General features: G+C 43.5%; 13 protein-coding genes. 7 read left to right on the top strand and 6 right to left on the bottom strand.

Annotated elements, in window-relative coordinates; translation table 11 throughout:
- The first annotated feature begins 427 nt into the window (after positions 1–427).
- The 4 genes from PHF18_RS11765 (at position 428) to PHF18_RS11780 (ending at position 10144) form a co-directional block, all read left to right on the top strand.
- On the top strand, positions 428–6361 hold the full coding sequence (locus PHF18_RS11765; RefSeq protein WP_300103016.1) for a DUF3320 domain-containing protein: 5934 nt from the start codon (positions 428–430) through the stop codon (positions 6359–6361).
- Positions 6362–6622: 261 nt separating this feature from the next.
- Complete coding sequence (locus PHF18_RS11770) at positions 6623–7594, top strand: DMT family transporter (protein WP_300103018.1); 972 nt, start codon at positions 6623–6625, stop codon at positions 7592–7594.
- A 134-nt stretch (positions 7595–7728) separates the two neighbouring features.
- Entirely contained in the window at positions 7729–8517 is a 789-nt protein-coding gene (locus PHF18_RS11775) for an HNH endonuclease (RefSeq protein WP_300103019.1), read from the top strand.
- Between the two features lie 466 nt (positions 8518–8983).
- On the top strand, positions 8984–10144 hold the full coding sequence (locus PHF18_RS11780) for a tetratricopeptide repeat protein (RefSeq protein ID WP_300103021.1): 1161 nt from the start codon (positions 8984–8986) through the stop codon (positions 10142–10144).
- A 133-nt stretch (positions 10145–10277) separates the two neighbouring features.
- On the opposite strand, the gene PHF18_RS11785 is transcribed toward PHF18_RS11780, so the two are convergent.
- The 5 genes from PHF18_RS11785 to PHF18_RS11805 form a co-directional block, all read right to left on the bottom strand.
- Positions 10278–10553: a hypothetical protein gene (locus tag PHF18_RS11785; RefSeq protein ID WP_300103022.1), complete on the bottom strand. Its 276-nt coding sequence runs from the start codon at positions 10551–10553 to the stop codon at positions 10278–10280.
- 217 nt (positions 10554–10770) lie between these two features.
- Positions 10771–11322, bottom strand: a complete 552-nt coding sequence (locus tag PHF18_RS11790; protein ID WP_300103024.1) for a pyruvoyl-dependent arginine decarboxylase — start codon at positions 11320–11322, stop codon at positions 10771–10773.
- Between the two features lie 138 nt (positions 11323–11460).
- Positions 11461–11601: a hypothetical protein gene (locus PHF18_RS11795; RefSeq protein WP_300103026.1), complete on the bottom strand. Its 141-nt coding sequence runs from the start codon at positions 11599–11601 to the stop codon at positions 11461–11463.
- The gene (locus PHF18_RS11800; RefSeq protein ID WP_300103028.1) at positions 11579–13576 is read right to left on the bottom strand and encodes a hydantoinase/oxoprolinase family protein; all 1998 of its coding nucleotides are present in this window, start codon (positions 13574–13576) and stop codon (positions 11579–11581) included. Before PHF18_RS11800 ends, PHF18_RS11795 begins: the two co-directional genes overlap by 23 nt.
- Before the next feature lie 422 nt (positions 13577–13998).
- Positions 13999–15921, bottom strand: a complete 1923-nt coding sequence (locus PHF18_RS11805; protein ID WP_300103030.1) for a hydantoinase/oxoprolinase family protein — start codon at positions 15919–15921, stop codon at positions 13999–14001.
- A 581-nt stretch (positions 15922–16502) separates the two neighbouring features.
- Here PHF18_RS11805 and PHF18_RS11810 point away from each other — a divergent pair.
- From PHF18_RS11810 to PHF18_RS11820, 3 genes are all read left to right on the top strand, one after another.
- On the top strand, positions 16503–16784 hold the full coding sequence (locus tag PHF18_RS11810; RefSeq protein ID WP_300103032.1) for a type II toxin-antitoxin system RelE/ParE family toxin: 282 nt from the start codon (positions 16503–16505) through the stop codon (positions 16782–16784).
- Positions 16785–17398: 614 nt separating this feature from the next.
- Entirely contained in the window at positions 17399–18136 is a 738-nt protein-coding gene (locus tag PHF18_RS11815) for a M48 family metallopeptidase (RefSeq protein WP_300103034.1), read from the top strand.
- Positions 18137–18364: 228 nt separating this feature from the next.
- Positions 18365–18874: a hypothetical protein gene (locus tag PHF18_RS11820; RefSeq protein WP_300103036.1), complete on the top strand. Its 510-nt coding sequence runs from the start codon at positions 18365–18367 to the stop codon at positions 18872–18874.
- A gap of 181 nt (positions 18875–19055) precedes the next feature.
- Here the strand turns inward: PHF18_RS11820 and PHF18_RS11825 are convergent, their stop codons facing one another.
- Positions 19056–19610 (bottom strand): hypothetical protein, encoded by a 555-nt coding sequence (locus tag PHF18_RS11825; RefSeq protein ID WP_300103038.1) that lies wholly within the window; start codon positions 19608–19610, stop codon positions 19056–19058.
- Between the last annotated feature and the right edge of the window lie 496 nt (positions 19611–20106).

The raw sequence follows: 20106 nt of genomic DNA on the forward strand, positions 1-20106 counted from the left end.
TTCACAAAGAAAAAGATAAAACCCTGAGAGTGAAGACAGAATTAACTTTGTAACATCAAGGACAAAATCGGTTTGTCAAACGATCTCAAAAGATAATGTTGAAAATTATTTGCAAAATATTTTGTGTAAGTGGTTTAAGGATTAATTAAGGAACCGTATTCGAAAAGAGGTTTTTTCAGAAAAAAATTTAGTAAAACATTTTATACTCTTGCACTAATACAATACAGTTATATATTTACATACTCAAATTATTTCAGAATATGACGAGACTTTCAGAGGAGTTCCTTCTCCTTTCAGTATTATTTATTCCCGGTTTATAGTTTTATTTCCCGACAAAACATCATAAAATTTATTAGTAGATATACTGTATTCTTATCTGTATCATAAATATATTTTATTGATTTATTTGAAAAGGGCCTGGTATTTTATGGTAGACATAGTTAAGGAACTGGAAACACTAAGGCAGAATTTACTTGATCTATCCCTTCGAAATAACCTTCTCAATTACCGCCCTTCCCCGAGAAGGACAATCTCAATTACGGGCAGAACTCCGGAGGAGGTCTATGACCTTTTTGTTCTCCAGGAAAAATCAATGAAGTTCAGGGCAGCAAAGACCAGGCCCAGAAAAGGAAAGAAAAGTGAAAATGGAGAGGAAGGGGAAGATGATGGGGCAGAAAATGAAAGCAAGCTTCTGAAAACAATAGGAAAAATCCTTGTTTCAGAAGAAAGGAATAAACCCCAGAACTCCCGTTTTGAACCGTTTCTTGAAACTCCTGATGACAGCGAGACTCTTGATCGAAAACTTTTTTACGTCTACAACCAGGCAAATTCTATTTTTGAAGAGCAGGGTTATCCTGTCCTCTATCTTGCAATGGGCTTTCTGCAGTGGAGTGAAATTAAATCTTCAGTAAAGAACCCGAGGGCTCCCCTTGTCCTGGTCCCGGTTGAGCTCAAAAGGATGGGAAAAGGCAGGAACTTCAGTATTCAGTGGACCGGAGACGAGATTTTCACCTCAATTACCCTTCAGGCGAAGATGAAAGAGTTCGGGATAGAGGTCCCTGAGTTTGAAATGCCGGAGGAGGCTTTCGGCATAGAGGAATACTTCAGGACAGTGCTCGGGGCAATCCGGGATAAACCGGAATGGAAGATCATTCCGGAAGTCTGCCTTGACCTATTCAATTTCAGGAAATTTGTCATGTACAAAGACCTGGACCCTGCAACCTGGCCTGAGGACATGTCCCCCGCAGAGCATCCCCTTATCCAGAAGGTTTTCAACCCTGAAGAGCCTGAGGGCGAGATTCAGGGCTTTCGGGAAGAGGAGGTCGACCTGAAGCTTTCGGCAAAAGATACCTACCATATAATGGATGCCGACTCCTCGCAGATTGCAGTCGTTGAGGATGTAAAAGCCGGAAAAGACCTTGTTGTGGAAGGGCCTCCTGGCACAGGAAAGTCCCAGACCATTGCGAACACAATTGCAGAACTACTTGCCCAGGGCAAAAACGTGCTCTTTGTGAGTGAAAAGATGGCTGCCCTCCAGGTTGTAAAGAGCAGGCTTGATAATGCAGGCTTAGGGGAGCTCTGCCTCGAAGTCCACAGCCACCAGACCAGGAAAAAAGCCGTGCTTGAGGAACTGGAAAAAACCCTTAACCGTGCTGTACCTCCTGCTATCAGCGCTGAGAGAGATCTTAATGAACTTGAAAAGCTTAAAAAGGAACTCAACGGGTATGCAGAGACCCTCAAGGAACCTGCAGGAAAGATCTACCCAAGCCTCTATGCCCTTTACGGAGTAAAGGAAAAGACCCGGATTTACTTTGAGTCAAGTGGCCTGAAAATGCCCAATTTTAAGTTTAAGGACCCTGATACGTGGGAACCCGGAGCCTGGATGGAAGCCGAATCTGTTCTCGAAAAAATGGGGCAGGTGCTTCCCGCTCTTGGGCCTGTCAGGAAAAATCCCTGGTACGGCTGCGAGCCCGGGCTTGTGCTGCCTTCTGACCTGGGAGAAATCGGGGCTATTGCAGATGAATGCGCTTTTGATTTTGAAAACCTTGAGAAGACAATAAAAACCCTTAATGACCTCTCTGCAACCTCAAAGCCCCAGACACTTAAAGATATTACAGGCATAACCGAAGCTGCAAAACTTATAGGCAAATCAAAACCCCTGTCTGAAAAACTGCTCCAGAACCCTGAATGGGACTCAGCGGCTTCAATATCCGAAGCCGAAGCTCTGGTCTCAAAAATCCGGCAGTATCTGGAACTGAAAACTTTTGTGGACAGGACTTTTCACACATCAGTTTTTGCCCTTGACCCCTCCGAGTTTAAGGACATATCCGGCAAGCTGTTCAGCATTTTAAACCCCAGGTACAGGAAACTAAAAAAGGATATTTCAGCCTGCTATATCTCAGGAGCGCCCTCAAAAGACAGCCAGATCCTGCTCGACCTCGCCTGCGTTTCCGAGTGTCAGGCACACAGGGTGGAGCTTGAGGGAGCTGAAATAAGAGGAAAAAAGTTCTTTTGGGAATACTGGAAGGGCTTTGAAAGCGACCCTGTTTTCCTGGAAGAATACTGCAAGTGGATGGTCCCCTTCCGCAGGCATATCAAGGAAGGAACTTTAACTGACAGGTCATTCAGGCTGGTAGGAAGCGGGGTTGATGCAGCCGCCCTCGAATCTGCTATAAACGAAGTCCTGGCAGCAAAACAGGCTTTTATTTCCTCTCTGGAAAAACTTGGCTCCCTTATAGGGGCAGATTTCGGGAAAATGTTCAACGATATGGAAGCTGTAAAAATCAGCCAGTTAAAGTCCCGTGTAACCAGGTGGAAAGATGAGACTTCTTCTCTCGTGTTCTGGAGCCAGTACCTGGGATACAGGCAGGCTTGCCTTGAAACGCTTGCTTCCCCTATGATGGAGGATATAGAAGCCGGAAAAATGGAGCCAGAAGCCCTGATCCCGGCTTTTGAAGGAAACTATGCCGAAAGTATGCTGCACCGGGCTTTCAGGGAAAGGCCGGAACTCTCTGCTTTTATCCGGGAACTTCATGAAGGCAAGATCAGCAAGTTCACCGAGCTTGACAAAAAAGTCCTGCTTGAGAACAGGGTGAGAATTATCTGTTCTGCTTATGAGCAAGCCCCCAAGCTGACCTCGGGAGCATCAAGGGCTTCCGAAGCCGGAATTCTGCTCAACGAATTCAACCGCAAACGCGGGCACATGCCCATACGCACCCTGATGAAAAAGGCGGGAAGCCTTGTACAGAAAATAAAGCCCTGCTTCCTTATGAGCCCGCTTTCCATTGCCCAGTACCTGGACCCGAGGAATACAAGGTTTGATGTGATTATCTTTGACGAGGCAAGCCAGGTCAGGCCCGAAGATGCTGTCGGCGCACTTCTGCGCGGAAAGCAGGTAGTGGTAATGGGAGACTCAAAACAGCTTCCTCCAACCGACTTCTTCGATACTGTTGTCGCGTCTCCTGATAGCGATCCTGATGACTATACCTCCGCAGGGGACATGGAAAGCATCCTGAACGTCTGCAAGCGCAGCTTCCCGGTAAAAACCCTGCGCTGGCACTACAGGAGCAGACACGAGTCCTTGATTGCGATTTCAAACCAGGAGTTTTACGACAACCGCCTTTATGTTTATCCCTCTCCCATGCAGAAAGATGAAAGCCTAGGGCTGAAGTTCGTTCACCTCCCTGATGCGGCTTATGACAGGGGCAAGAGTGGAGCCAACAGGATCGAGGCAAGAGCTGTTGCCAGGGCGGTGTTCGAGCATTTCCAGAAGTATCCCGGAAAAAGCCTGGGAGTCGGCACCTTCAATGTAAAACAGCAGGAGGCTATCCAGGAAGAGATCGAAGCCCTCCTGAAAGCAAACCCGGGTGTTGACCTTAACTCAGGGAATGATAGGGGTGAACACTTCTTCGTAAAGAACCTCGAAACCATCCAGGGTGACGAAAGAGATGTCATTCTGCTGAGTGTGGGTTTCGGTTTTGATAATAACAGGAAACTTTCCCTGAACTTCGGACCTCTTAACCGGGAAGGTGGGGAAAGGCGTCTGAATGTGCTTATCACGAGGGCAAGAGAAAAATGCGTTGTCTTTTCCAACTTTACTTCAAGAGACCTGCCCCTTGACGAAAATTCCTCTTTCGGGCTCAGAGCCCTCAAAGTCTTCCTTGAGTTTGCCGAAAGCGGCACGCTTCCGGCTCCTTCATGCGGCAGGCAGGAGCTTGATTCTCCTTTCGAAGAAGCGGTCTCTGATTTTCTGACTGAAAACGGTTGTGAGGTACACAGGCAGATCGGATGTGCCGGTTACAGGCTTGACCTTGCAGTCCCTGACCCCCGCCATCCGGGCAGGTACGTGCTCGGGATCGAATGCGATGGGGCAAGCTATCATTCTTCTCCTGTTGCAAGAGACCGCGACCGCCTGCGCCAGCAGGTTCTCGAAGGTCTGGGCTGGAAAATCTACAGGGTCTGGTCTACGGACTGGTACCTCCATCCGAAAGATTGCAGGGAAAAACTGCTTGATACCGTAAAGGCAGCTGTTAAACAGGCAAAATTGCAAGCAAAATCCGAACCTGAACCCGAAGTTGTGATAATAAACGAACCTCCTGCCTGGGCAAAATCCGCCAGAATTTATGAGGTCGTCACAACAAATGAGGTCGTCACAACTAATGAGATAGCCACAACTAATGAGATAGCCACAACTAATGAGATAAATGCCGGGCCTGCTGCAAGCCTGTTTTCACCTTTAGAAAGCAAAGCCGTTAACGAGCCTGAAAACAACTTTAACGAGCCTGAAATAAGACCCTTGGGAACGGCATCCCCGACAGAAGCTTCCTCTAAAGTAGAGTTCCTTTCGGAAAACTCATCTGAAATGCAGCCCCTGGTCGAAGATTCACCTGAAAAGAAGTCTATTGCACAGATTTCCATTGAAACGGCATCTGAAGGGGAAGTAGAAGAAGCAGACGAAGAGAAACTGGAAGACGAGGTGGAGTATGAAGACGAAGCAGAAGATGAAGAATCCTTTACGGCTGCTTTCCCCGCGTTGGAAGGAGGATTTTTAACCAATTCAGGGCCGGACTTCCTTCCGGAAATGACTGTAAAAGCCGATTCCATGGCTGCTCTTGCGGGCGAAAACTCCAGAAAAAAACCTGTCAGAAGGTTAAAGAAATCAAAGCTTCTTAAATTCAGTGTTGATCCACGCTCTAATTTCGAAACAGATATGGAAAGAGAATCAGACCTTATTCCTGAGCCTGAACCTGAAAAAATGAACTTCTTCCAGGCTTACCCTGAGATCGATTTCAGTGCAGGTCCGGAAAAGAAACGAAAAAACAAAAGGATTAACGAGTTTGCTTACATCTACGGCTCGGGCAACTTCTTTGAACCTGAAGACCCTGAAGAAGATGATTATCCTGACCCTTATCCTGATCCTGAATGGAGTTCTGAACCCAAAATAGAGCGTGAAATCGAACTTGAATTTGAGCCGAAACCAATTATTGAGCCTGAAGCCGATTTTGAAGCAGAAATAGAGTTTAAATCTGAAACAAAATCTGAAATAAAACCTGAAATAAAACCTGAAACAAAATCTGAAATAAAATCTGAAATAAAACCTGAAATTGAATCTGAAATTGAATCTGAAATTGAATCTGAAATTGAATCTGAAATTGAATCTGATCCTGTTTCAGGCGGCAATCCCGAAAAAAAACCCGAATTAGATCCCAGCTCAGGGCTCGAGATTGAAGATTTCGGAATTATTGAAACTTCTGCTCCTGAGACTATGAAAGCTGAAAATAAAAAACTGTCCAGGAAAGGGAATTCCCTTGAAGCTCTGGTGCCTTCCTACAGAATCTGTGCCTCCTCAGGACTTCCGCAGTCATTAGACCTTTCTGAAGTTTCGGATGAGCAGATCGAGGAGGCAGTTGTAAGAATTGTGGAATGCGAAGGGCCCGTTCACTCAGAGGAAATACTCCAGAGGATAAAATCCCATACAGAACTCTCCCGCATGCTCGGTAAAATCAAGCAGAGAATACTTGATTCCATGGCATCGGCTGAAAATTCGGGAAAAATCCTGGCAAGAGGAGAATTTTACTGGTCGCTCTTGGAACCTGAATATCTCCTGCGCAGGCGTGATGTTGATGCATATGCAAAGATTGAATGGATCTGCGATGAGGAAATAAAAGAGGCTGTCCGTTTTGTTCTTAACAACCAGTACTCAACCCCTATGGAAGATCTGATTATCCAGACATCAAGGGTACTGGGGATTAAAACAACCCGCAAAAACACCTGGGATAGAATAGAGAAAATTATTCAGTCAGGAATAGAAAGCAACGAACTGACCCGAACTCCCAATGAAATGATTTATTTTGTAGAGTAAGCGAAGACATGGGTTAATTAATTCGTTCTATTAAAAATATATTTTTATTTTTTAATTTAATATAATTTAATTTAATTTAACTTAACTTAATTTAAATTAACTTAATTTTCGTTCTTTTCTTTTACCCCTGTTCTACTTTTTAATTTTTCTATTGAGTTGCTTGCTGGAACCCTCTTTTAACGATCATATTTTAAATAATCTGTAATCATTAATTATTTTCAAATAGTTTTATATTCTGGATCTGATATCTCTCCTGCAATCATGCCCCTAACAATTAAAGAAAATAACAAACCATTTGCAGCAGTTATCACGTCCTGTATCCTTTTTGGGATGATAGGCATATTTGTAAGAGAGATAAGAGGTATGGACGCAGGTTCTATCCTGTTTTACCGGTTATTTTTCGGATTTGCGGCCATTCTGGGGTATCTTGTGGTATCTGGAGGGATAAAGAAAGTTGGACTGAGGCAGAAAAAATTTTATATGTTTCTACTTGGAGTTCTTAACACAGTAACGATGTTTGCGTACTTTTCCTCAATCAAATATACTGGCATTCCTGTAGCCGTGCTTCTCCTGTACACAGCGCCAATATATGTTACCCTGCTCTCCCCTTTACTCCTTAAAGAGCAAGTAACTCTTAGGGATATGCTTGCACTTATCCTATCTATCTCGGGTATACTGCTTGCTGTCAATCCTTCAACTATTTATGGGAGCACAGGTTCTGAAAGTGGAAACTACATAATAGGAATCCTTTTTGGGCTGCTTTCCGGACTTTCTTACGGCTGTTCGATCATGACCATAAACTACCTGAAGGAAACCTATTCGGCTGTCGAGCAGATGTTCTGGTCAACAGCAATCAGCCTCGTACTGCTCCTGCCTTTCGGGATCTCTATATCGGCACCAATCCTGCTCGAAAACCTGAATTTACTGGTACCTTTAGGCGTTATAGCTACAGCTTTTGCCTCCATTCTGTACTTTAGAGGAGTGGTGCATATAAAGGCACAGACTACAGCTGTGCTCTCCCTGCTTGAACCGGTGAGCAGTATCGGTTTCTGCTGCATGCTCTTTGGAGAGCCTGTGCAGCCAAACACAATTGGGGGCTGCCTCTTCATCCTTGCAGGTGCCGCACTTATTGGTTACGGTCCGATCCGGCCAGGAGCTTCAGAAACATATTTCAGGAACATGTGGGCAAGGTTCTTCCAGCCTTACATGCCTCTTAGACCGGGGAAGCTTTGATTTTCTTCCCCTTTATCCCTTTTTTAAAAACAGCTTATGTGAGCACGTCAGAAGCTCTTTAATCAGAAAATTTAACGTTTCTAAAGTGATTGTATCTTCTTGGTTTATTATTCCAATTTAAAGGTGAGTTACTGATGGAACAGCGATACTTGAGGTATTCTGATGGTCGATATGAAGCAGACATTGATATCACCGTGGAAGAATGGAAATCCATGATTCAAAGTCCAAATATTTTTTACAAAGAAGCTTTGGATATGATTTTGAAATGGTATAACGAAATTGACCATCAAGCAACATCAAAAGCAATAATGGCAAAGTATTCTCCTGAGTTGAAAGGCACTCCATATAACGGAATTGTTATTGGTCTAACTAATCGAATTCTAAAATATCTAAATCGATTTGAAGTAATCAGTACCGAAGGCAATAAATCAAAATTCATTGTACCATTTGAAGGATGGCATCAAGACTACAATCCGTCTAAGCATTTTGTTTGGAAATTGAGAGATGAGTTAGTCCAGGCGTTAGAAGAGCTTGGTATGGTAAATGATCGACCATTTCCATCTGAAGAGGATGAACTTACAAGTTCCATTGTAGAAAGCACACCGGACGGAAAAAAGACATTATGTTATACTACTCGATATGAACGAAACGCACAAAATAGGCGTAATGCTATTACAATACATGGAACTGTATGCCAGGGATGCGGCTTTGATTTTGAAAAGACATATGGTGAAATAGGAAGAGATTATATCGAAGTTCATCATGTAAAACCACTCTGCGAAGGAGAAGGTTCTGTTCCAATAAATGCTGAAACAGATTTAATATGTGTTTGTGCTAATTGCCATCGTATGATTCACAAAAGAAAAGATTCAGTCCTTTCTCTAAAAGAATTGCAAGAATTACTGTTAGCACACAAAAGTTGAATGCTTTTTTATTATTGCGGGCTTATGAGGCTTCTTGTATCTCTTTTTTGGAAAGGCCGCTCTCCTTCGTCGAGCGGGACAAGAACGAAATGATGAAGCGAATGACGTTGACACGTCAAAGAGATCTAATTATTCCTCTTAATCAAAGCTACAGACTCTAAACCATCAAGTATTCAGCTTGAGCGAAACGGACAGCGTACTGAAGAGCCCCACCTCTGCCGGGACAAGAACGACACGGTAGGCGAATATGGTTGTATTGATTGAGATATCTATCAATTAGTCCTCTTGAGCGCAGCGAAAAGGACACCGTCCTCCCGAGACGGGACTCGGGCGGGACAACTTTTTTGAAAACCTTTCCTTGAGTCCGAATTATATAATAAAGTATTTATTGGCTGAAAGCAGTGGATAAATAAGGAGGAAGCTGAAGCTTTTTCTCAGGGAATTATTTTTGGGAGAATTGATTTTTATGGACCTGGACATGATCGATAAACTTGTTTTTGGTGTTGTGGAATCGGTCAGGAAAAATGAGAAAGAAACCGGCGCAGGACTTGAATTTGCAGTCCAGTTTTCAAGGAAAAACGGGATTTCTCCCGATTATCTCCTGAACATCGCAAAGATATGCGACTCAAAGGGAATGTTCAGGGAAGAATACGTGTTCATGAAAGCCTGCGCTCTCCTGGGAGAAGGGGGACAGCAAATCGAGGCTTATTTCCTTTCGGGAGTTCTTGCTTATTTCATGGGGAAGAAGGAAAATGCTCTTCAGGAATTCGATGAAGCCCTGAAGCTGGATCCAGGACACGTCAACTCGCTCTGCAACCAGGGAGTTGTCCTTTCCGAGCTTGGGCAAAAACTTGAAGCTGAGAGCCGGTACAGGCAGGCTCTTGAACTTGAGCCGGGGCATGTCAGCACCCACTGCAACTACGGGAACCTCTTTTTTGAGCTCGGGAAACTGCAGGAGGCGGAACGCGAGTTCAGGACAGTGCTTGAACTGGACCCCGGAAATGCAAACACCCGCTGCAATTATGCCAACCTCCTTGCCGAACTGGAGAAAAAAGATGAGGCTGAAGAACAGTTCGTACAGGTGCTTGAACAGGTGCCGGAGCATGTGTCAGCCAACTATAATTATGCCAATTTCCTCAAGGAAGAAGGAAAGGTTGAGGAAGCTGAAGTTCATTATAAAGAGGCTTTGAAGGTAAGCCCTGGTCACATAAGTGCTCTCTGCAACTACGGCAACCTGCTCTCGGAATCCGGCCGTACTGAGGAGGCGACAATGCAGTACAGGCTTATACTCAGGCTGAAACCCGGGGACGCGGATACCAGAGCTAATTACGGGCAGCTCCTTTTTGAGCTTGGGCGGTATCATGAAGCTGAAATCCAGTACAAAAAGACCCTTGAAATAGACCCATGCCACGTCCCTACACTCTGCAACTACGGCAACCTGTTGAAACGGCTAGGGCTGTTTCGGAAGGCTGAGACCATGTACCGGGAAGCCCTGGAACTGGATCCAGAAGACATTAACACCCGCTACAACTACAGCCTGTTCCTCTTCAAGCTTGAGCGCTTTGATGAGGCTAAGGAACACTATATTAAAGCTACATCCTCGGATTCTTCACCGATTCTCTTTTAATCCCGGGACTTCCGTGAATTTTCTTTTTTGAATTTATCTCCGCAGGCGAGAAGACCCCTTCCTCAAAAATCCAGACCTTCAGGCGAAGATTTTAGGGAGAGGTAGTTCACTATATGGGAAAATAATAGGAAAATTACGGGTAAAAATGGGAAAACGTGGGTAAAAAATAGCAGGTGACACTGCCGAGACGTTTTGCAATTTCACGGTAAAAATCCTTCAAAATCTTAGAAATTGCCGGTATATCCTCTTTTCCCTCCTCGACTTTGAGAAATAAACCTATTCGGCTGTTGAGCAGATGTTCTGGTAAACAGCAGTTAGCCTCGTCCCTCGTCCTGCTCCTGCCTTTCGGGATCTCTTTATCGGTACCGATCCTGCTCGAAAACCTGAAGTTGTTGGTACCTTTAGGCATTATAGCTACGGCTTTTGCGTCTCTTCTGTAATTGGTTACAGTCCGATCCGGCCAGGAGCTTCAGAAAAATATTATTGGGACATGTGGGCAAGGTTCTTCCAGCCTTACATGCCTCTTAGACCGGGGAAGCTTTGATTTTCTTCCCCTTTATCCCTTTTTAAAAACAGGTTATTTTTAACTCTTTAATTCCTTCTTTTTTTCCTTTTTACAGAATATCTCAACATTTACTTGTAACAAAGACCATAGCAGACACTACTGTAGTCCATTTACCGTCCTTGTCACCTTTTGCGGTCTGGCATATATGGAAAGTATCAAAAATGTGTCCGCTTGCCTTGTACACCTGTTCTCTCTCATGCCAGGCCATCTCTGCATCAAACTCTATACCGAGAGTTGTTGCCAGCATCGTTGCGGCCAAGTCTTCAGCATATTCTCCGGCAATTACTTCTTCTTCTCCAAACGAGTGGTGTTCTGAAATGTAGCCGTAATTATCCTCATTCACAGGTACAGCAGTTCCTATGGCTGATGCCATCAGGCGATGCGGCTCATTAGTATCGTTTCTCGCAAGAACACAATGGACAATGGCACCTGGCTTCAATTCTGAGAGACCTTCTTCTCTAGGTACAAGTTTGCAGTTGGGAGGAAGAATACTTGATACGCTCACAAGGTTGTATTTTTCTATTTTTGCATCTCTCAGTGCGAGTTCAAAGGATGCTAATCTGTCCTTATGGACCCCGAAACCTTTAGTCAAAAATGCTTTTCTAGGGATCATGGTAACTCCTTTAAATGTTTATGTTTAATACATTTTGTTTAATACATTTGATGTGCACTTTTCCATTGTTTGGGCAACCAATGCACACATAAAACATTATAAATGATCTAAAACTTTTCTACAGTATCAGGTAAACTCTCAGGCGTATAACCAATATTTCATGTTCCAAATGTACAGGAGAGTTATGAACTTTACCCTCTTTTCAAATCCAATTTTCAGCGATAGAAGTATCTGCTGCAGAGTTGCAGTCCCGGGATCATGCCTGTCCTTCAGGTTCATCAAAACTTTTTGAAAATTTTTCATGCCCGGATACCGCTTTCTCGTAAACATCTGAGTTTGAGGTTCCTTCGAAAATAAACCTGGTCTCAAGGGGAATATCGCCTGTATGAACCTTTATGTCTTTCTGTTCTAAATTGACCGTAACCTGATCCGGAGAATACCCTGATTCGGCCATGTAATCAAGAATGAGCTTTCTTCCGAATTCTTCCGCGAACTCGAGAGCTTCAGCCCTTACTACAAAGTGCCGCCTCCCGACAGGAGTGTAGACAAAAACCCCTTTTGTCTTCAGGTCATACTTTGACTCACTGTAAGTTGTACGGACAGTGATTTCAACGCGTTTTGTCCCTTTACCCACAAGGGCTCCCACAGCATTTCCTACATCGGAGTATTCCGGGACAACTATTTCGGCATCAACCAGGTTTTTCAGAGAATCCACATACGCTCTGACCGGCCCTCCCAGAAGTACTACAGGAATATCTACTTTGAAGCGGGAGAAAAAGTTACCTTCGAGCATTTTCTCAATCTCATTCCTGTCAACTCCTTCCATAAGAAATGCAAGAAGGTCTCTTGCCATGTTCTTTGCAAAAAGCTGCTTCACGTTTATACAGAATTCCTGTTTACCGGTTCCTATGAAGTTTGCAAGCAGTGTAGCCCCTATTTCCGAGGCTTCAGAATTCCATTCAGCATATTCCCCCAGGACATGCAGGGCGTCAGTTGGGGTAAAGCCAATAGCCTGAACAAGCCGCTTCTGGATCAGGGAGTCCATTACTTTTTTAGAAGGAAGGATATTTTTGTCCCAGTAGACGTCTTTAAGGGAGAGCGGTTCATTTCCTATAAGGGCAAGGAGCTTCTCTTCTTCCTGGCTCAGGTCAACAGCTATCTGTTTTGTCCTTACAAAGAATTTTGTTGCCTGGATATGTTCGTTCATTTTAAGCCTATCAGGAATCCAGCGCTTTTTCAGGGTATTCATGAACGAGGGGTAAAGGACGGCAGCCCTGCAGAGCGGAATAACCCTTCGAGGTCCTATGTTTGTCCTGCTGCCCTGGACCCAGATATGGCTGTCCCCTCCCATTGCTGAGGTCTCCATCCTGAGTGCCCTTACCTTTGTCTGCCAGCCTCCTACAACAGCTCCGGTTTCACTGAGGTAAGGAAGCCCTTTATGGATAAGGGAGACATCCGTGCTTGTCCCTCCAACATCGATAACAGCACAGGTCTCATGCCCTGACAGATAGGAAGCCCCAAGAAGGCTTGCAGCAGGCCCGGAAAAGACCGATTCTATGGGTTTTTTCATGGCTTCGTGCATGCTTACGACAGACCCATCACAGCGGAGCATTGCAATTCTGGATTCAAGCCCTCTCCTTTCGATCTCGCCTACAACGGTCTTCAGGAAACCCTCTGCTACCGGCAGGAGCTGGGCATTCAGGTAAGCTGTAACTCCTCTTTCATAGGCCCCCAGGGACTGGGCAAGTTCATGCCCGCACACAACAGGAAGCCCTGTCAGTTCCTGGATCAGGGCTTTTACACGAAGTTCATGTTCAGGGTTGCGGACGCTGAAATATGAAGAGACTGCAAAAGCCGAGACCCTGCCCTTTAGCCTCATTACAAAGCTTTCAACTGCGGAAATATCGAGGGTAGCGACCTCATCTCCGTAGCTGTTGTGTCCTCCCTGAACCATTATGCAGTTTTCAATCTCAGAATCCACAGGAATTTCATAATCTCCTACAAGAACCAGCCCTACAGGATATCCTGTCTTTTCCAGGATAGTATTGGTTGCAAGGGTTGTGGAAACCGAAACCATAGTCACAAGCTTCAGCTTTTCCTGGTCAAGCCCGTCAATAGAATTCGTTATTCCTTCAAGAAGGTCGGGATATGTTGTAAGTGCCTTGTTTGAGTCGGCGACCTTTCCATCCGAGTTCCTGAGTAATATGGAATCGGTATATGTCCCACCGGCATCGATGCCCAGACTGTATGCCATTTTTTAACTCCTTGTATATATTTTTAATATTTACGGATCACTCATAAGGTGCCATTTGATGATCACGTTTATGATTAAATCTCTAAAGCGTTCATAAGTCATTTTTTCTGTTCAAGCCATTTTTTTCTATTCATAAGTCATTTTCTTTGTTTTCCATTCCATAGCTTCCTGCTCAAATCGAGAAAATATCTTAATTCCAGTTAGTTTCCTTATGAAACTGTTTCTTAGAATCAGAAACCGGAACCAGGAAGCAAACGGATGGCTAAATAATAAATTTCGAGCTTAAGAGAAGATCTCGAGATTAAGAATAAATCTCAAACTCAGAGTTTCCTGTTCGTTTTAACTTTCGAAGTATTGTAGTCCGAAATTTAATATCTGCATTATTGCGGGAAAATATAAATGTTCCGGAGGTTTTCCGGAACTCAGACTTTAGGCATCCCGACTCCGACAAAAACAAGTTTTGATTCTATGGGCATTGAGCCTGCATCACTCAGGGAAATATCTTTTCTACTCATCTCGATCTGGACCTGCCCTTTGTTAAGCCCAGCCTCGGTCATGTATTCCATTACAAGTTTTCTTCCGAGGGATTCTGCATGTTCCAGGGCTTCCTGATAGCTGCCGAAGGTTTCCCTGCCCTGAGGGGAAAAGAGAAGGACAAGCCTTTTTCGATCTTTTGAATAGGTACTCTGGATCAGGATTTCAATCCTTTTTATGCCCTTTCCGACAACAGCTCCGACAGCGTTTCCTACTTCCGAGTACTTAGGGACTACAATATCAGCATCAAGAATCTGTTTTAGTTCCTCCGTATAGGCGACTACGGGCCCTCCTATAAGCACGACAGGTATTTTCATCCTGAACTGTGCAAACCTATCGGACAGAATAATTCTTTCAATTTCCTGGGAGGAGACGTCTTTTAAGACAAAAGACATCAGGTTTACTGCCATGTTTTTTGCAACGTCCCTTTTTATGCGCTTGCAGAGTTCAATATAGTCTGTCTGCATGTAGCGTTCGAGAAGTTTTGCCCCGGCAATTGAGGCTTCCACATTCCAGCCCCGGTACTCCCCGAGCACATGCAGGGCGTCTGTTGGGGTAAAGCCAATTGCCTGGATAAGGCGCTTTCTTATCAGGGAATCAAGCAGGCCAGGGGACAGAGTTTTCTTGGTTTCCCAGAAGATATCGTTAAGAGAAGTTGGGGTATCTACTATCCTGTCAAATAATTCCTGCTCGAAACTTCCAAGATTTGAAGCCTCTGCCCCTGTCCTTATGAAAAACTTTGTGGGCTGCACATTCTCTTCAAGGTGCATGGTTCCGGGAATTCTTCCTTTTTTCAGGACTTCAAGAAAGCCAGGGTATTTGACAGCCGCAACGCAGAGTGGAATTACTCTCCTTGGACCGATGTTGATTTTCATACTCTTTACCCAGACATGGCTGTCCCCTCCCATTGCCGAGGTCTCCATACGGATAGCCTTGACCTTGGTCTGCCAGCCCCCAACCACAGCCCCTTCTGAGCAAAGTTCGGGAAGCCCGTTTTCAAGCATGGAAACATCCGTACTCGTCCCACCCACATCTATTACTGCACAGGTCCCTAGCCCGGAAAGGTGGGATGCCCCTACAAGGCTTGCAGCAGGGCCTGAAAAGATCGATTCTATGGGCTTTTCAAGGGCTTCGTTGATGCCCACTACAGAACCGTCACATTTGAGCATGAGCAGCCTGGAGTTCATTCCCCTGCGTTTGATCTCTTCCCTGATTGAAAGGATAAACTGGCTTGCAATAGGAATCAGCTGAGCGTTCAGGTAGGCTGTAACTCCTCTTTCGTATGCCCCGAGATCAAGGGAAAGCTCGTGCCCGCACACAACAGGAAATCCCGTGAGTTCCTGAATGCGGGTTTTGATTGCCAGCTCATGCGCAGGATTCCGGATACTAAAGTATGAAGAAACTGCAAAAGCCGAGACCTGGTCTTTTACCTTTCCGACAAAAGCCTCAACTGCCTCCATATCAAGAGGAACCAGTTCAGCTCCGTGGTGGTCGTGCCCTCCTTTTACCACGGTATAAAACTCAGCATCCATATTCTCCGGGATCTCGTAATCCCCTACAAGGATTAAACCTACAGGGTAGCCATTTTTTTCAAGAATTGTGTTTGTAGCAAGAGTTGTTGAGACGGACACCATTTTTACGTCTTGTAAGTATTTTTCATCCAGTCCATCAATGGAATTTTTAATTCCTGACAAAAGGTCCGGATAGGTCGTAAGCGCTTTGTTCGAGTCCATCACCTTGCCATCGGAATCCCGGATGATGATCGAATCGGTATACGTCCCTCCTGCGTCAATGCCCATGCTGTACTGCATTCGAATGTCTCCTGTTGATTTTGTTTTCGTGAATGGGGTTCATGAAATCGTTCATGAGATTAAATTGCCGGATATTAATAATGACCAAAAATATATAATAGTTAGTTGAAAAAAGTGGTGTTACCGATTTTGTAGAAATGTCAAGGAGCTTTTATTACAGGCAGTCCTCAAACTTACGTTTCAGTTCGGATTCTTAATATTTAAAGCCCAACATTTATATAAGTGATCTTATTAAATCTCTAATTTAAATCCCTCTATCCTTTGATCCCCTGTTCAGAAACCCCTTCAAAAATAGCAGCCTGAAATAAGCCCTTTAGAATCTCTTATAAACTGATTGAGATGGTAGGTATGTCATTTTCAGATATTTTCAACCAGTTAAAAGAACTTGAAAAAAGATTCAATGAGATAAGATATCCGCCTGAAGCTACTTTTCAACCTTCCTTTTCCTTTAAAGTCCGAAAAGCAGAACAGGACTGTTTACAGAACCATTTGCCTGATTTTGAGATCGATGAATTTTTTGACAAGGTAGAACAATGACAGGGTAGAACAATGACAAGGTAGAACAATGACAAGGTAGAACAATGACATATAGAGTGGCATTTCACCCTTCCGTCCGCAAAAACCTGACAAAACTGTACCGACTCGACAGGCCGGCATATGATTATGTAAAGAAGCGCCTCCGTCTCCTGGCTTACAGGCCTGAAATGGGGAATCCTCTTAAGGCTGAGTTCGAGGGAAAATGGAGGATTCATATAGGAGCCTTTGTGCTGATTTACACATTTGATAAGACCAGCAATACCCTTACCCTTCTGACTTTTGAGCACTATACACGGGCTTATGACACGGATAGTGCTTATACTTGAAATGACACTAATGCTATGCGTCTAAAATGATCCATCCTAGTATCAGTACCGTGTTTTATAGCGTTTTTAATTTTGCCTTTTTATTTCAGTTTTATTTTCTTGTTTCTTTTCTCTTCTTTGTTTGAAAAACCGCTTTGCGTCGAGCGTGACAAAAACGACACGATATAGCTAATTGCGGTTGTACGGGTCAGAACGATCTAATTTCGTCCTCTTGAGCGCAGTTCAGTATTAACATCCATAATTTAGTCCCCTGATCAAAGTTCACTGCTACAATCCATCAAGTAGTCCTCTTGAGCGCAGCGAAAAGGACCGCGTACTCCCGAGGCGCAATTCGGGCAGCGAAACTCGGGTGGCACAACTCGGGCGTGACAGGAACGACACGATATAGCTAATAAGGTTATACCGGTGAGAAATATTTGTAATTCGATACCCCTTACCGAAATTCTCATAATTTCCAGTCCACCTGTCGTTTCTGTTTACACAAAAGGTCAATCACTTAAAGATAAACGATCTATTTCACCTGAAGCTGTAAAATTCTTAAGATCAAAGCAGGTTTAAAGGCAAAGTTAGATGTAGAATTGAACAAATTTCAGGACTCAGGTAAGGAACCAGCTATGAGAAAAAACGATAGCATCAAAGCTTGCGGCAAGACACTAGACTACGAAATAGTCTACAGCAAAAAGAGGAGGAAAGCAGCGATTGTAGTCTGCCCGGACCTTAAGGTGGAGTTCCGAGCCCCTCATGGGCTTAGCCGTGAGGCTATCAGGGAAATGGTACAGAAGAAATCTGGCTGGGTATGGGAAAAGCTTGACTGGTTTGAAGCAAACCGGCTGCCAAGCCAGGAGAAGCGGTACATCGACGGTGAAATGTATCTCTATCTCGGCAAAGAATATACCCTGAAAATCCTGCATATGGACGGAATCAAAAAATACTTTGCTTCCTTCAATGGGTCTGAACTTACTGTTTTTATTCCTGAAGCCGTTCCTGAGGAGTTGAAGTCCATACTCGTAAAAAAGGCTGTCTGGGATTTTTACCGGGACTGTGCCGAATCGGATGTTGACAGGCTCCTGAAAGTTTATTCGGATAAACTGAAAATATCTCTTCCGGTTTTTAAGGTAAAGCACCAGAAGAGGCGTTGGGGGAGCTGCTCTGCAGACAATGTCCTCAGGATTAATTTCCAGCTTATGATGGCTCCACCTGAACAGCTTGAGTACGTGGTTGTGCATGAACTCTGTCATGTAAAAGAAAAAAACCACTCCGCAAGATTCTGGAAACTGGTTGGGGAACTCATGCCCGGTTATGAGGTACACAGGAAGAGCCTGAAAAAAGACGGCTGGAGATATGTGCTTTAATGTCTGTAATTCAACTGTTTTCAGGGCTGTGTTTAAGGTCCGTGCCTAAGTTTTTTTTAATACAGTGCCTTAATTTTTTTGGTTTTTTAGTTTTTGGTTTTTTAGTTTTTGGTTTTTATTTCTAACCCTGGTTTTTTTCAATTTTATTCTTTTTTTTCAGTATTCTCGCTTTTTGGGAGATATGAAACATTAAATACTTTTACACAGTCCTACTTCATAGGGATATTTATGACTAATTCAGAAAATAAGAATTTTAAATATCTGCTTTTCTTTTTCATCGGGATATTTACTTTTTTCCTGAGTGGATACGTTCTGAGTGGGATTCACCCTCCTACGTCAATTTATCTTATGTTCGTGATTTATGGGGTACTCTTTGCAGGCGGGCTGTTAGTTTCAAGGGAAAAGTCTTCGGGTTTTATTCTGAAAGCATTTGCAGTTTCTTTTACAGCCCTTTTCCTGATCTCTACAGCTTTCTTTGCCCTCGGAGCTTTCAGCCACGAGAATTCCAAATCTATGGGAGCTGATAAACTGGAATTTGCACCTGATGAATTTGTTATCGTGACAGAAGAGGAACTTGATGAATATCCTGCACTGAAAAGAGCTATAGAATCCCAGGGAGGGTACTTTAGTGTGGATTCTGAAGAATGGGAACGGACAAGTGATTTCCTTCGCGAAAAAGGAGCTTCTGAAATAAAAGTTGGGAATGATTATTATAGAGTCTATTTCATGACAGCCTGATATCCTTCCTGTAACCTGAAAATTGTTGGAAAGGATTGATGTCAATACTTTTTTGAGAAATAAAAAGCAATCGGCAGCAGAACCACAATTCCGGTTTCCATTTTTGTTTCAGGGGCTCGTACAGAGATATGAGCCGGCAGGCTCTGGTAAAAATTGTTCCTTTTCTGCTGAAACCGGTTCTTCATGACCCGCAGGCGTAAGCACTACGGTTAATTGTTTCTTCATCTTCACTTATATCCTCATGCCCGCACAGAGTACATTTATAATATCTTCTGGTTATTCTCTTATTTCCAATCTCTTTTACATCAGGTTTCTTGAATTCTACAACCGCGCCTGGTAAGCTGCATTTTTTACACTCAATATTTTTCAGATGAATTACAGGCAACATTTTCCCTTTTTCTGTAAAGATATTTTCAGGTCCTTCCCTTGTATCCACATTCCCGCAGTACCTGCATTTCCAGTGTCTTGTAACCGTTAAGGTATAGTCCCCTAAGTTGCTTGTTTCCTTCATAATTGGCTCACCTATTTCTTCATAGGCAAGCTTATTCCCACATTCTCTGCAAAAAGTGTCCTGATAATATTCCAGCACATTTTGTATGCATAAAGAGATAATGATTGAAACCAGAGATGCCATTATACCAAGAATATAAAACCATTCTGAGGTTTCATTATCCAGGAAATTAATTGTTGTTCCCAGAGCTATAGTTATACAGAGAAGGACGAAAATTTTGCTCATTATTTCAAGGGTTTTTTCATCAAAAGCATTTATTAAAAAAAGAGAAACACTTTTGAACCTGTGTCTCTTAAATTCAACTGTGCCAGTAAATATATGAACGTCGAGGGTTTGTTCGCAACTGTTATTTTTAATGTATTTCTTTTCTAAAAGATAAGTTTCGAGGTTACCAAACTCAGATTGATGGTACAATTTAAAAGCGCCTTCTCTCATCTTTAATTATACTTCTTTAATATTGCTGCATGTGTGCTATCTTCATGTGTACTATCTTCATGTGTACTATCTTCATGTGTACTATCTTCATGTGTACTATCCTCGTTACTTCCTCAATTGTTAAAAAAATTGCTATTTTAATCGGCGGCAGCTTTCTGTATATATAATTTATTTATGTCAGCTCTTGCCATCGTATTCAAAAATATAAAGATTTCGTCTCACGATCAGAAAACGAATTAAGATTGCATAGCCTAAAAAAGGTGCAGAAAAATTGCTGAAGGGAATA

The sequence above is a fragment of the Methanosarcina sp. genome (assembly GCF_028693135.1).
Classification (GTDB): Archaea; Halobacteriota; Methanosarcinia; order Methanosarcinales; family Methanosarcinaceae; genus Methanosarcina.